Annotated in this window: 12 protein-coding genes; all 12 read right to left on the reverse strand. The window is 40.5% G+C overall.

Annotation, left to right across the window (positions count from 1 at the left end; translation table 11 throughout):
- Nucleotides 1-7: 7 nt before the first annotated feature.
- On the reverse strand, nt 8-268 hold the full coding sequence (locus ACZSMY_RS18135; protein ID WP_042528566.1) for an RNA-binding S4 domain-containing protein: 261 nt from the start codon (nt 266-268) through the stop codon (nt 8-10).
- A complete protein-coding gene (yabN, locus tag ACZSMY_RS18140; protein ID WP_289585116.1) occupies nt 265-1,737 on the reverse strand; it encodes a bifunctional methyltransferase/pyrophosphohydrolase YabN in 1,473 nt (490 codons plus the stop codon). Before yabN ends, ACZSMY_RS18135 begins: the two co-directional genes overlap by 4 nt.
- Nucleotides 1,734-3,347, reverse strand: a complete 1,614-nt coding sequence (locus tag ACZSMY_RS18145) for a putative polysaccharide biosynthesis protein (protein WP_465148121.1) — start codon at nt 3,345-3,347, stop codon at nt 1,734-1,736. The genes yabN and ACZSMY_RS18145 overlap by 4 nt, the downstream gene beginning before the upstream one ends.
- Nucleotides 3,348-3,506: 159 nt before the next feature.
- A complete protein-coding gene (gene spoVT, locus ACZSMY_RS18150) occupies nt 3,507-4,040 on the reverse strand; it encodes a stage V sporulation protein T (RefSeq protein WP_042528568.1) in 534 nt (177 codons plus the stop codon).
- 240 nt (nt 4,041-4,280) lie between these two features.
- On the reverse strand, nt 4,281-7,799 hold the full coding sequence (gene mfd / locus ACZSMY_RS18155; protein ID WP_256705459.1) for a transcription-repair coupling factor: 3,519 nt from the start codon (nt 7,797-7,799) through the stop codon (nt 4,281-4,283).
- A gap of 149 nt (nt 7,800-7,948) precedes the next feature.
- Nucleotides 7,949-8,179 (reverse strand): anti-sigma-F factor Fin, encoded by a 231-nt coding sequence (locus tag ACZSMY_RS18160; RefSeq protein ID WP_042535602.1) that lies wholly within the window; start codon nt 8,177-8,179, stop codon nt 7,949-7,951.
- Nucleotides 8,180-8,354: 175 nt separating this feature from the next.
- The gene (pth, locus tag ACZSMY_RS18165) at nt 8,355-8,918 is read right to left on the reverse strand and encodes an aminoacyl-tRNA hydrolase (protein ID WP_465148122.1); all 564 of its coding nucleotides are present in this window, start codon (nt 8,916-8,918) and stop codon (nt 8,355-8,357) included.
- Nucleotides 8,919-9,039: 121 nt separating this feature from the next.
- Nucleotides 9,040-9,678: a 50S ribosomal protein L25/general stress protein Ctc gene (locus ACZSMY_RS18170; RefSeq protein WP_042528571.1), complete on the reverse strand. Its 639-nt coding sequence runs from the start codon at nt 9,676-9,678 to the stop codon at nt 9,040-9,042.
- A gap of 131 nt (nt 9,679-9,809) precedes the next feature.
- The gene (locus ACZSMY_RS18175) at nt 9,810-10,763 is read right to left on the reverse strand and encodes a ribose-phosphate diphosphokinase (protein ID WP_042528572.1); all 954 of its coding nucleotides are present in this window, start codon (nt 10,761-10,763) and stop codon (nt 9,810-9,812) included.
- Between the two features lie 30 nt (nt 10,764-10,793).
- Complete coding sequence (gene glmU, locus ACZSMY_RS18180; protein ID WP_042528573.1) at nt 10,794-12,161, reverse strand: bifunctional UDP-N-acetylglucosamine diphosphorylase/glucosamine-1-phosphate N-acetyltransferase GlmU; 1,368 nt, start codon at nt 12,159-12,161, stop codon at nt 10,794-10,796.
- 442 nt (nt 12,162-12,603) lie between these two features.
- Nucleotides 12,604-12,903 carry a septation regulator SpoVG gene (spoVG, locus tag ACZSMY_RS18185; RefSeq protein WP_042528574.1) on the reverse strand — a complete coding sequence of 100 codons (300 nt, stop codon included), beginning with the start codon at nt 12,901-12,903 and terminating at the stop codon, nt 12,604-12,606.
- Between the two features lie 301 nt (nt 12,904-13,204).
- On the reverse strand, nt 13,205-14,020 hold the full coding sequence (gene purR / locus ACZSMY_RS18190; RefSeq protein ID WP_193065205.1) for a pur operon repressor: 816 nt from the start codon (nt 14,018-14,020) through the stop codon (nt 13,205-13,207).

The raw sequence follows: 14,020 nt of genomic DNA on the forward strand, positions 1-14,020 counted from the left end.
TATATTTTTACTGCTCTATTTTTTCTTCTTTCACAATGGTGTAAAGGGTATCTGCTTCATCTTTACGGACATTTTCCCGCAGTGAATTTACTTTTACCGTAACCAATTTCTGGCCAAATCGAATAACAAGCTCATCCCCTTCAGAAAGGACGGAAGAAGCCTTCGCTGCGTTTCCATTTACAGTGATTCTTCCTTGGTCTGCTACTTCTTTAGCTAATGTACGGCGTTTAATGATTCGGGATATTTTTAAAAATTTATCTAATCTCATCTTTCTTCTCCTCTCACCGCTTGATTTTTCTTCGCTTCTTCCCAATAAGCATCCATTTCCTGCAGAGAAGCTGTTTCAGGACTCTGCCTCTTTTCTTCAAGCTTGTTTTCTATATATTGAAATCGGCTGATAAATTTCCGGTTGGCACGCTCCAGCGCAACCTCAGGATTGACTTTATAGTATCTGGAAATATTCGCTAAGACAAATAATACATCTCCCAGCTCCTCTTCCACATCCGTCAAATCTTTATCCTGAACAGCTTCGATAACTTCATCGATCTCTTCCTTCAATTTCTCCCATACTTCGTCTACATGACGCCATTCAAAGCCGACTTTCCCTGCTTTGGACACAAGCTTATATGCTTTAGCTAAAGCAGGAAGATGTACGGGAATACCGTCCAGCACGGATTCCCTCTCTTTTCCTTTTTCCTGTTTTTTGAGCTCTTCCCAGTTCTCTAACACTGTTTCCTCAGTATCTGCTGTTGCTCCCCCAAAAACATGCGGATGGCGGTAAATCATTTTATCCGAAATCGACTGAATTACATCATCTATCGTAAAATAACCATTGTCCTCGCCAATTTGACTATGCAATAAAATATGCATCAACAAATCACCAAGCTCCTCGACAATATGGTCATCATCTTCTTCATCAATCGCTTCAATCAGCTCATAGACCTCTTCAATCGTATGATGACGCAAGGATTCATGCGTCTGCTTCTTATCCCACGGGCAGCCATCAGGTCCGCGCAAAATCGCCATCACTTCACGTAAGAACGGGAAGGTATGGTGCAGATATCCTTTTGGAACCGGAGGGATATATAGCGTAGTCAAATTGCTGATTTCCATCCGGTGATCCAATTCCTCTAAACGAACTTTTTCAATTTTTTCCGCCCTGCTGCCAGCCGCTTCCACAATATAAACCTCATAAGCAGGCGGCAAATCCTCCAATAAAGTCAGCTTGACCTCGGAGGCAATGAACATGTCATATACCTGACAAACAAATAAATGATTACCGAAATGAAGCTGATCACGTCTGAAATCTGTTCCGTCTACAAATTGAAATCCTTCAATAGGATCAATTTGCATGGCAGTAAATAAGTCATCTAAATAGCTTTGCCCGCCTGCAATCAATACCTCGACCTCGTTCTGCTCCAATAGAAGCTGAACGGTTTTCTCTGCCAGCATAGGATGGCCGGGAACAGCGTAGATAACGGTGTCCTCACTTGTTTTAGCAGCTTCTACAAGCTGTGCTGTAATACGGGCATATACCGTATCAAACTGCTCTTCTTCTTCATAAAGCGTATCAAAAGAAGTAAAAGAGACTCTCTCTGCTTCCAGCACTTTGATAACGGGATGATCATTAGTTCTTGCATAAATCGTTTGCTGTGCTTGCGTTAATTTTCTATATATACCGAGCGGGAGCTGCTCTATATCTCCTGCGCCCAATCCAATAACCTCTATTTGCTTCAAGGTTTTTTCCTCCCTTTATGATAAATACGTAACAGGTACGCTGATTTTGGTAAAATACGAATTTGTGCTTCGGTTAATCCGCCTGTTTTTAGCAATACAAAGAGGAATAAACCTGCGCCTGATACCGAAATAAAAAGAACATATATCAGCAGCAGCAGCCTTATATCTATCACAAGTGCAGAAAACATTCTCTGCATCACCAAAAGGTATATAACCATCGATAAGCTCGCTGCAGCCAAGCTTTTCCATGACATTGAACGATATAATGACACGCTTGGCAATTTTCGATATAACTCGATTCCTACAAGCAATAATAACACACTGAGACTTAAAATCGTTGCTATACTCGCGCCATATACCTCAAAATGCGGAATAAGAATCAGGTTGCTGCCTACCTTCACTACAAAGGAAATACCGATAAATACAGCTGTTCGCACAATCATCCCCAAGCTTTGCAAAATCGATGCGCCGATAATCGAAATGGTAGACATGCCGATAGCTATAATCAATAATCTTAATTCGCTCGTACCCTGCATATTTTTATAAAGCAGCTGGTTGACCTCCGGGAAAATAATAAATAGCCCTAAAACAGCACCTATGGCGATAAAAATACCAACATGCATGGCTGTTTGAATATAATTCATTACTTGCTCCCGTTGTTTTTTTAATTTCTGATAATTAATCGCCGGTATAATCGCTAAAGCAATGGACGAACCAATGATGGTCACCACCTGAATCAGCGGCTGCCCCCGGTCAAACACGCCTTTCATTTCTTTAGCAGCTATCTCTGCTGCTCCGCTTGCCATCAATCTCGGCACAAATGTAAAAGCATCTGCTAACTGCATGAATAAAAGTGTCATATGATTCATCGCCGCAGCTACCCCAAATAAAAGCAAGGTTTTCACATATTTTTTCCATGGGACAGCTTCCTCCAAAGAAAATGCTTTAACGTCTGCAGGGGAATGCTTTCGATTTTTATAATAAAAGCACACCAGCACAACAAGCGCACTGACTCCTCCCAGCAAGGATGCAAGCACGGCCGTCGTTCCAATGGCATCAATTTGAAAAATACCTTGGCTGACCAGCAGCGCTCCGGCAATAATGGTCCCTACACGAATAAATTGTTCTCCGATTTGCGAAAATGCAGTAGGAGCCATCTCATACTTTCCCTGCTGTATCCCCCGGAATAAAGCCAGTACAGGAACAATCAGGAACACGGCGGCTGTAACTTGATATAAACCAACAAAACGCTCATCCCCAGCTAATCGGGCTAATAATGGAGCTGTAAAATACACGATTACAATAAGCAAGAGATGAAAGCTCCCAAGAATAAAAAGGATTGGCCGATAGAATCCTCTCCAGGACAGCGCTCTTCCTTTTTCCAGCTCCGTTGCTGTTAGCGAGGAAATAGCAGAAGGGAACCCGTACAATGCAAGCATCGTAGCAATTCCCAATAATGGATAGAGCTGCTGATACATATAAAAGCCGATATCCCCTGTTAAGTTTTGCAATACAATACGATAAACAGCACTAAGCACTTTACTTATCAAACCAGCGATACTCAGTACCACCGCACCTTTAACCAGCCGGCTTGTTTCATTATCTGACATGATAAATTTTTCCTTTTCCAAATGAATTTCTCTCAGTATATCATATCAGGGAGAGAAGCACGTTGCTAAGAAAAATCAAGAAAAAAAGAAGCCTGTCTTCTAGATTGGAGGTAACCTAGAGAAAGCTTCTTCTAGAAAAAATAATAGTAAAAGTATGGTCTATTCCATTTGTTTCGCCAGGAAAACAGATGCCGTCTCTGCCGCCTTCTGTTCTACCTTGCTCAGTTTATCTTCTTTCGAAAAAATCATTACACAGCCGATGGGGTCGCCATTGGCAATAATCGGATGAATCGAATAAGAGTGCAGCTCCTGTTCATTTCCATCTACAATTTCCATCTGGGACTTATCCCCTTCATAAACAGGCGATCGTCCTTCAATAATGTCAGTAATCTTACCGCTCAGCGATTTATTCAAGTACTCTTTTTTAGATTCTCCTGCTACAGCAATAATTTCATCCCGGTCAGTGATAATAACCGGTGCTTGCAAGGATTGAAACAATGCCTCCGCATATTCTTTCGCAAAATGACCCAGTTCACTGATTGGGGAATATTTCTTTAAAATAACCTCTCCTTCCCGGTCAACGAAAATTTCGAGGGGGTCTCCTTCACGAATACGCAAGGTTCTCCGAATTTCTTTTGGCACCACTACTCTTCCTAAATCATCGATACGTCGTACGATTCCTGTTGCTTTCATCTAAGTATCCTCCCTTTCTAAATGACGATTCTGACCTGGATGGAAGGACTTCCTTCCATGATTCATCACCGGTTGTTGTTATAGTATTAAACAACCAGAGATAACTATACATTCCAATTGAAATTTTTGTTATTTTATTTGGAATGTATAGGAAAAACCTCCGCTCCAGCCGTGTTCTTCGCATAAAAAAAGCTGCTCTCTTTTCGTAAGAAAGCAGCTTTTCACTGGTTTATCATAACTTTAACGATTCACATCGCTTAATTTTTTAATGAATTCAATAACGGTATCGTGCCGTTTATAAGCCTTGTCTTTGCTCCATTTAATACCTGCTTTTAAGTTTTGATTTTCGGTGCCCAGACTGACTTGACGATCAAATTGATTCGCCGCTTCAAATAATTTAGAGCCATCAATTTCCTGACTTCTTTCTTCATCGAGCAGCATCGTGATTTTTTGCGGCGCTTCTGTAATGGATTGCACACGCTGTTTCTTCGCATGCATTCTCATAATGCTTACCGTGAATAAATTTTCGACTTCTGCAGGATAATCTCCGAAGCGGTCAATTAATTCGTCTCTTAAATCCTGGACTGCTTCCGGGCTATCCACGTTTTGGAATTGCTTATACATTTCAATTTTCTGTTTCTCATCATTCAAGTATTCATCCGGAATATATGCATCGATTTTTAATGAAATCTCCGGTTCAAACGGCTTAATATCTTCTACTTCTTTTCCTTCTTTGCGGGCATCGATTGCATCCTTCAGCATTTGAGAATACATATCAAACCCAACTGAATCAATAAATCCGTGCTGCTGTGCGCCGAGTAAATTTCCAGCACCGCGAATAGACAAATCGCGCATCGCAATCTTAAATCCAGAGCCGAGCTCTGTAAATTCTTTAATGGCCTGCAATCGTTTCTCAGCCACCTCTGTTAATACCTTATCACGCTGATACGTGAAATAAGCATAAGCTACACGATTAGAACGCCCGACACGGCCTCTTAATTGGTAAAGCTGGCTCAGCCCCATACGATCGGCATGATTGACAATCAAAGTATTCACATTCGGGATGTCCACCCCTGTTTCAATAATGGTCGTACTGACTAAAATATCAAATTCCCCTTCTATGAAACCGAAAATAACATTCTCCAGTTCGGATTCATTCATTTGTCCATGCGCAATGGCTACCTTGGCATTTGGTACAAGCATGCCAATATCGCGGGCTGTTTTCTCAATATTTTCTACTCTGTTATGCAGGAAGAAAACCTGCCCCCCTCTGGACATTTCCCGATCAACAGCTTCCCGAATAAAGGATGGATTATATTCCATCACATAGGTTTGAATCGGAAATCTGTTTTCAGGGGGGGTTTCAATAACAGATAGATCCCTTACTCCCAGCATGGACATATGCAGTGTTCTTGGAATAGGCGTTGCTGTCAGCGTTAAAACATCGACATTGGTCTTCAGCTGTTTGATTTTTTCCTTGTGCTTCACACCAAACCGCTGTTCCTCATCGACAACAAGCAAGCCTAAATCCTTGTATTTTACATCCTTTGATAACAGACGATGTGTCCCTACAACAATATCCATATTTCCATCTTCCAGCCCTTTTACCGTTTCATTGGATTGCTTACGCGTGCGGAAACGGCTTAATAAACCAATGTTTACCGGGTAATCCTGGAATCTTTCGCGAATTGTCTCATAATGCTGCTGTGCCAGAATCGTTGTCGGCACCAGAATAGCAACCTGCTTTCCATCTGCCACTGCTTTGAAAGCAGCACGGATAGCAACCTCTGTTTTCCCGTAACCAACGTCCCCACAGAGCAAGCGGTCCATTGGTTTTACTTTTTCCATATCCTCTTTGATTTCTGTGATACACCGCAGTTGATCCTCTGTCTCCTGGTAGGCAAAGGACGCTTCAAATTCACGCTGTAATTCAGAATCTGGTGAGAAAGCGTAGCCTTGCCGGGATTCACGCTCCGAATATAACTTGATTAAATCATCAGCAATGTCTTCCACAGATCGCTGAACTTTGCGTTTTACCTTTGTCCATTCCGTACCGCCTAATTTATATAGCTTCGGTTCCTTTCCTTCAGAACCGACAAATTTCTGAACTAAATCAATTTGATCAATTGGCACGAACAGCTTATCGTCTCCAGAGTAACGGATCAGCATATAATCCTTATGCAGTTTGTTAACTTCTAACGTTTCAATCCCGAGATATTTCCCGACACCATGATTTGCATGAACTACATAATCGCCGACCTTGAGCTCTTGATAATTCTTAATGCGCTCTGCATTCGTAATCTTTGGCTGTTTTCTAGAACGCTTCGTGCGCTGCTTGAACAATTCATTTTCGGTGATAATCGCCAGCTTATGCATCGGGAATTCAATTCCCGAATGCAACTGCCCCACGATAACGGTCGGCTTTTGTATCGGCAGTTTTAATTCTTTTTCCACCTGTGTTTCAATATCATAATCTTCTAAAATAGAATGTACTTTTTCTGCGCGCTGTTCATTTGGTGTCAGAATAACAACCGAGTAATCTCCCTTTTCCCAGCGCTTTAATTCATTTTTAAATAAAGGCATCTGCCCATGAAATTCCTGCATCGTTCGTGTCGATAGATTAATAATATTTTGCGGGTTCGTATTTGGAATATGCCGCATAAACACAGACATATATACACGAGAATGGGAAATACCGTCTATCAATGTATTCCATCCAAAAGAAAATTGACTGCCCTGGACCATTTTATTTCCTTCCAGCAGCCCCGTATACCATTCCAGCTCTTCATGATCTAAATTGGTCGCCGTTTCCTGAATACGGCTCATTTCATCAAAAAAGACAACCCCATTCCGCGGCAAATAGTCTAACAAACTAGCTGGCTCGTCATATAAATAGCCAATGTATTTATACATCCCCTGGAAACGGTTTAATTGTTTAAATTGTTCAATATCTTGTTCAATAACCTCCACAAGCTCTTCTTGATCAGAAGGTTTTTTGACTTTTTTCAATGTATCTGAAAGGGCATCCTCTAGCCGTTCTGCTACTTTCACCATTTCTTGTTTATCTATCAATAATTCTGTAGCAGGGTGGATTATTACCTCTTCTACTTTGTCTAAAGAACGCTGTGACTCCGCATCAAAATAGCGGATAGAATCTACCTCTTCATCAAATAGCTCAATCCGGATTGGATGCTCCTCCGTAATTGGATAAATATCAATAATTCCTCCCCGCTGGCTGAATTCACCAGGGGCGGTAACCATTGAGGCGCCTTCATAGCCCATTTCCACCAAGGAACGCAGATAGGCCTCTACCTCAATGTCTTTTCCTGTTTGAAATAGAAGCTGATATTTATTCCAATATGCTTTTGGCGGCAGCATTCTTTTTAATGCTGCAACAGGAGCGATTAGTATCCCTTTATCTTTCTGTGTCCAAGCAGTTAATGCTTCAATCCGCTGAGCGCGCAATTCAGGGCTCGCTACAGCCATTTCGGAGGCTATTAACTCGTTGACAGGATAAAGATATACCCCCTCCTCATTTGCCAGCTCTGCTAAATCATCATACAGCTGCTGTGCCTGAGCGAGCTGATGGGTAACAATTAATAAAGGACGATTCATGGATTGATGTATGGTGGATAAGAGCAGGCTTCTAGCAGAGCCGCTTAAGCCGGCAACCATCTGCTCCTTCATGCCTGCCAGCAATCCATCCATAATCGACTGAATATCTTCCTGTGATTTTAAATAATTATGAATTGCTTTCATTCGTATTTCCCCTCTAAATTGTTAAAGTATTTTAAAAACGCGCATTGTGCGTGAAAATAGTCGATAAAATATATTTTATTTTTAAGAAAATGGTATATACGGTCATAGGTCTATCCAGAAAATAATCATCAGACTGGAATCCATTCAGGCTATTGTAAAAAATGGTCCAATTCATGATAATCAGGATGCATATCAAGAGCCTGCTGACAGTATTCACAAATGACTTCTAAGCGGAAATAGCCATCTTTTTCAGAGACTATCATTTCTGCTAAATCCTTTTCCTCCAGAAGTTCAAGGAATCGTAAGGTTATATCCATTTCTGTATGCTGCAGCACACCCAGCTCTTTTCCGCAATGTCGACAACCATAGTAGATAACCATCTCATTCACCTCGATTAAAATACAAAAATTTAGAGCGCAGCCTATTCCTTGCTCAGAAAGGATATCTGCACTTTTCATTTAGTTTTAACCGAGAGGAATAAGAATATACCCTGCTTCCATTTCCCACTCAAAAAGGTGGATGAATGGAACTTCCCCTTCAAACCAAAGGTATGCTTTATTGATTAAAATCATTCATCACTTCTACAAAAGGTTTGCCTTCTATCCACGCTTCAATAGCATCAGCTGCATCTTGAACACTTTGTTCAACCGCTTCTTTTTCATCTTTGGGAAACTTCCCTAATACATAATCTACGACAGGAGTTGCATTTACCGGTCTTCCTACCCCTAAACGTATTCGTTTAAATTCTTTTGTTCCTAAATGTTCAATTGTGGAACGAACTCCATTATGACCGCCATGGCCGCCCTTTTGCCGTAACCTGATTTTCCCTGTCGGCAAATCAAGATCATCATAAATAACGATCACGTCTTCTGTCTCTATATCATAATAATCCATCAGCGGCCGAATGGACTCGCCTGACAAATTCATATAGGTTTGCGGCTGTAATAATACAATCTTTCCTCCATTGAAATGTTCAATGGCATAATCCCCGTGAAATTTCGAGTTATTCAGCTTCCATCCATGACGATCTAACAGCGCATCAATCGTACGGAAGCCAATATTATGACGCGTCTTCTTATATTTCCTTCCAGGGTTTCCTAGCCCAACAATTAACTTCATCACCATACCCTCACTTTTCCCTGTCCACAATTTCTGTTAAACGCAATAACCCTTCTTTACGCATACCAGTATTGTATGCGTAAAGAAGGGAGGTATTACTTCTATATTGTTAACTTAAAAATTACTCTTCCTCTGAGTCAGATTTTTCTTTAATGACTTCCGGTTCTGCATTTTCATCTGCTTCTGTGTCTGTTTCTAAATCTTCTTCTGTAGTTGGAGGAACAACGGAAGCGATTGTCGTATCTGGATCATCTAAAAACTCATAGTTTCCAGTTACTTTCAAATCAGAAATAGATAAGCTTTCGTTCACATCCAGGTCAGAGACATCTACCACGATTTCCTCAGGAATATCTTTTGGTTTTGCACGGACTTGAATTTCATAAAACGGCTGCTGTAGTACGCCGCCTTCTTTTTCACCTTTTGATTCACCATCAAGGCGAACAGAAACATCAACGTCCATTTCTTCAGACATATTTACGATATAGAAATCGGCGTGAAGCAAATCATCTTTTATCGGATCTATTTGATAATCATGCAGCATCACATCTACCGTGTCGCCGCCTTCGACTTGAAGTGAAATGATTGCATTTCGTCCTTCATCCCGAACGGTTTTCACTAAATCAACGCTATCTACAGAAATTGTCTTCGCGTCTTTGTCCTTTCCATAGACGACCGCTGGAATTCTACCGCTTTTTCTAATTTCGCTTGTTACTGATTTTGCAAGATCTTCTCTTTTTTTTGCGTTTAATTTTACTGCCATTCGTATCACCCTCCAAGTTGATTAAAAAAATAATATGAAACATTGTTACTGCATATGTTGCATTATTTCTTTTTCTCAATAAAATAAACGGTCAATATAATACATACCCTAAAATGGAACAAGTTAAACCTTTAATCAAAAAGAATACTTACAGATTGCATTTCGTGAACACGGATAATCGCTTCGCCCAGCAGAGAAGCAACCGATAATTCGGTAATTTTATCAATACATTTTTCTTCCGGCAAAGGAATCGTATCTGTGACAACGAGCTCTTTGATTTTTGAATTGTCAATGCGCTCGATAGCTGGTCCAGAAAGTACCGGGTGGGTACAACAAGCATATACTTCTTTTGCGCCACTTTCAATTAATGCGTTCGCAGCTAAGGTAATTGTACCAGCTGTATCAATTAAATCATCAATTAAAATAGCTGTCTTCCCTTCAATGTTACCAATAATATTCATCACTTCAGCAACATTGGGCTTTGGACGTCGTTTATCAATAATACCAATTGGGGCTTTTAAGCGGTCTGCCATTTTTCTGGCACGCACTACACCGCCATGGTCAGGAGAAACAACAATCACATCCTCCAGATTCTTCTGTTCGAAATAAGTAGCTAAAATAGGGACACCCTGTAAGTGGTCAATTGGAATATCAAAGAAGCCTTGAATTTGTGGTGCATGCAGATCAAGTGTAATCATTCGATTTGCTCCTGCTTTTTCAATTATATCTGCCATTAATTTTGCCGTAATCGGCTCACGGGCTCTGGCTTTACGGTCCTGCCGAGCATAACCGTAGTAAGGCATAACAATATTGATTGATTTGGCAGAAGCGCGCTTCAATGCGTCGATCATAATCAGCAGCTCCATAATATTCTGGTTTACCGGTGCTGACGTAGACTGGATAACATATACGTCAGAACCACGCACACTCTCATCTATATTAATTTGAATTTCACCGTCACTAAATTGCGTTACGGTACATTTTCCTAATTTCGTTCCGATTTGAGCTGCAATACTTTCTGCTAATGCTGGATTCGAATTTAACGAAAATACTTTCAACGAAGCGTCCTTATAGTTGGATGACATTCCTCTAACCTCCATGACTTTGTTTGTAGTCTATTTTTTAAACTTCTTTGCATATCCTTCTTTATTTGATTGCTTCGATCTTGCAATGGATAATGCCTCGTCCGGCACATCATTTGTAATTGTCGATCCGGCTGCCACATATGCACCTTTACCAACTGTAACCGGCGCAATTAAATTGGAGTTACATCCAATAAACGAATCATCTTCTATTGTTGTCAGGAATTTATTTTTTCCATCATAATTTACTGTTATTGTACCACAACCGACATTTACACGCTCTCCCACATTAGCATCCCCTACATAACTAAGATGAGAAACCTTGCTGTTGTTGCCCAGAGTCGTTTTCTTCAGCTCTACAAAATTGCCAATTTTTGTGTCGTTTCCAACATTTGAGGCTGGACGGATATGTGCGTAGGGACCAATATTCACTCGATTCCCAATGCGGCTGTCTGCAGCGACACTGAATCGGATCGTTGTAGCTTCCCCAACTTCACAATCTTTTATTTCTGTATGCGGACCAATCTCTGAACCAGCCGCAATGGAGGTATCCCCTTTTAAGACCGTTCCTGGATGAAGATACACATCTGCAGCAATTTTCACATCCGGACCGATATATGTATTATCAGGATCCACGATGGTCACACCATTACGCATGTGCGTCTCATTAATACGCCGTTTCATAATTTTTTCCGCTTCACTTAATGCAACACGATCATTAATCCCTATCGTTTCATTAAATTCAGCTGCTACATAAGCGCTGATACGCTCTCCCTGGTCACCTAAAATTTTAATGACATCAGGTAAATAATACTCTCCTTGTGCATTGTCATTAGACACCGATTTTAAAGCTTCAAATAATGCTTTATTGTCAAAACAATAGGTTCCTGTATTAATCTCATTTATCGTTAATTCCTCTTCCGAAGCATCTTTATGTTCGACAATTTTCTCAACTTCCCCTGCATCATTTCGAACCACCCGGCCATATCCGGCAGGGTTATCTGCAAGTGCCGTCAATATACTTGCTTTAGAACCCGTCTGCTCATGATGTTCAAACAATTTTTGGAATGTTTCTGCACGAATCAAAGGGGTATCCCCGCAAGCTACAATGGTTACACCTTCTTTATTCTGTAACAGTTGTTCCGCCTGCATCACAGCATGTCCTGTGCCGAGTTGTTCTTCCTGTACGACAAAGTCACTGGACGCTCCAAGCTGCTCTCTTACTTGCTCTGCTCCAAATCCGACAATGGTAACTAATTTATCTAACCCAGTTTGTTGTAATTGATCCGCAACATGCTGTACCATTGGTTTGCCAACTACAGGATGAAGCACTTTATATAACTTTGATTTCATCCTTGTTCCTTGCCCAGCTGCTAAAATAACAGCAAATCGATTCGTCATTAGGAAACCTCCATCATCTCTAAATATCCATTTAAAAATATATCGTAAAAAAACCTTTATTTCAATAAAATAAAAGGTTTTATTTCTATATCTTATGTTATCATATTTTTATTTTTTTCGTGACATCGCTTAACTAAAATACGAAAAAAACTTTCATTGCTGCATTCATTGGTTTATTACAGACAAAACGGCAGCCGGTAGCTCAAATTAATCCCATAAAATACCAGGTTTGTTATTATTAAAAAGCCTTTGAGGTCGCAGCAAATATATTTTTTCTACAAACGATTGCTGCGGAAATATACTACATCAGCCAGTTGCCTTGATCACATTTAATTTGATTTTTCGGCCATATGGTGCTGCTCCAATAAAAAAGAACAAAAAAAAGAAGGCAAATCTTCATTCAGATTTCTACCTTCTCGCCCAATCGCCCTCCAGCGTATGTTCAGGAAACACCGGCTTCTTCTTTATAGCCTAGTCCCTCTTCATTCTCACGTTCACGTTGATACTCCCCTAAAACAGCTTCTTGAATTTTTGAGCGTGTTCCAGAATTAATCGGATGAGCAATATCCCTAAACTCTCCGTCTGGCGTCCGCTTTGACGGCATTGCAACAAATAATCCACTATTCCCGTCGATGACACGGATATCATGGACAACAAACTCGTTGTCTAATGTGATTGAGGCAATGGCCTGCATTCTTCCATCTGTTTTTACGCGGCGCAATCTTACGTCAGTTACTTCCATGATGTTTCACCACCTTTTTCCTAATTCAAAAATCATCCTTTATACTTATACTATTTCAACATAAATTACAAAAATCCTTCTTATAAATACCAATAAAATAAAATATTTTAAATTTATTCTCCCCTATACCTAAGAATTGATTTGTTTTCGACTTTCTTAGTCATTATTATCCACCTTTTTCTTCCAAGTAAAATGATTGTCTAAAAACAATGAAATTTCATCTTTTTAATCAATCAAATGTATAAAAAAAGACCTTAATCTGTAAATAGATTAAGATCTGTATCGTATGCTTGGATACGGTTTATTCCATTTGATAATTCCCCGGCAGTACAGACACATGATGATTCTGTATGTCGACAGGAGATATTTTCAAGAGGGACGTATAATCGGTAATCACTCTTTCATCTTCCTCATCATCTGCTTCTGCCAGTACTCCAACAGCCTGTACCGTTGCAGAGAATTCCTCCAAGAGGCTTTTTATCCCTGTAATCGTTCCCCCTGCTTTCATAAAATCATCGATGATACATACGTTTGAGCCATCAGGCAGACTGCGCTTTGGCAGCACCATCGTTTGAATTTTCCGGGACGATCCAGAAACATAATTGATACTTACAGAGGATCCTTCTGTTACTTTGGGGTCTCTGCGCGCAATAACAACCGGCACATTTAAAAAGGATGCTGTTGCATACGCCAAAGGAATCCCCTTTGTTGCAACAGTGACAATTGCATCAATCTCTAAATGGGCAAAGCAGGAAGCAAAGACACGGCCAATTTCCCGGACCATGGAAGGGTCACCAAGGATATCGCTCATATACAGATACCCTCCTGGAAGAATACGGGCAGGATCTTCTAACTTTTTCTGAAGCGTGGAAATAAACTCTCTGCTTGATTCTGCCGAGCTGGTAGCAATATATTTCACACCGCCGCCAGCTCCGGTCGTTCTCTCCAGATACCCCAATCCTTTTATTTGAAAAACTTCATGTATAATATCTAAATCCTCACTTATCGATGACTTCGTTGTATCACAAAGCTCGACAAAGTAAGGCAATTGAATATGTTTCCTCGGGTTTTCTAAAAAGTACTCTGTTAACACAACCAATCGATTACTTCTTTTCAA

The sequence above is a fragment of the Oceanobacillus sp. B139/18 genome (assembly GCF_055524595.1).

Bases quoted from the DNA above. Each gene is read 5' to 3' on its own strand.
- ACZSMY_RS18135 (WP_042528566.1), bottom strand. From the start codon at position 268: ATGAGATTAGATAAATTTTTAAAAATATCCCGAATCATTAAACGCCGT.
- ACZSMY_RS18145 (WP_465148121.1), bottom strand. From the start codon at position 3,347: ATGTCAGATAATGAAACAAGCCGGCTGGTTAAAGGTGCGGTGGTACTG.
- spoVT (WP_042528568.1), bottom strand. From the start codon at position 4,040: ATGAAAGCAACAGGAATCGTACGACGTATCGATGATTTAGGAAGAGTA.
- mfd (WP_256705459.1), bottom strand. From the start codon at position 7,799: ATGAAAGCAATTCATAATTATTTAAAATCACAGGAAGATATTCAGTCG.
- ACZSMY_RS18160 (WP_042535602.1), bottom strand. From the start codon at position 8,179: ATGGTTATCTACTATGGTTGTCGACATTGCGGAAAAGAGCTGGGTGTG.
- pth (WP_465148122.1), bottom strand. From the start codon at position 8,918: ATGAAGTTAATTGTTGGGCTAGGAAACCCTGGAAGGAAATATAAGAAG.
- ACZSMY_RS18170 (WP_042528571.1), bottom strand. From the start codon at position 9,678: ATGGCAGTAAAATTAAACGCAAAAAAAAGAGAAGATCTTGCAAAATCA.
- ACZSMY_RS18175 (WP_042528572.1), bottom strand. From the start codon at position 10,763: ATGTCATCCAACTATAAGGACGCTTCGTTGAAAGTATTTTCGTTAAAT.
- glmU (WP_042528573.1), bottom strand. From the start codon at position 12,161: ATGACGAATCGATTTGCTGTTATTTTAGCAGCTGGGCAAGGAACAAGG.
- spoVG (WP_042528574.1), bottom strand. From the start codon at position 12,903: ATGGAAGTAACTGACGTAAGATTGCGCCGCGTAAAAACAGATGGAAGA.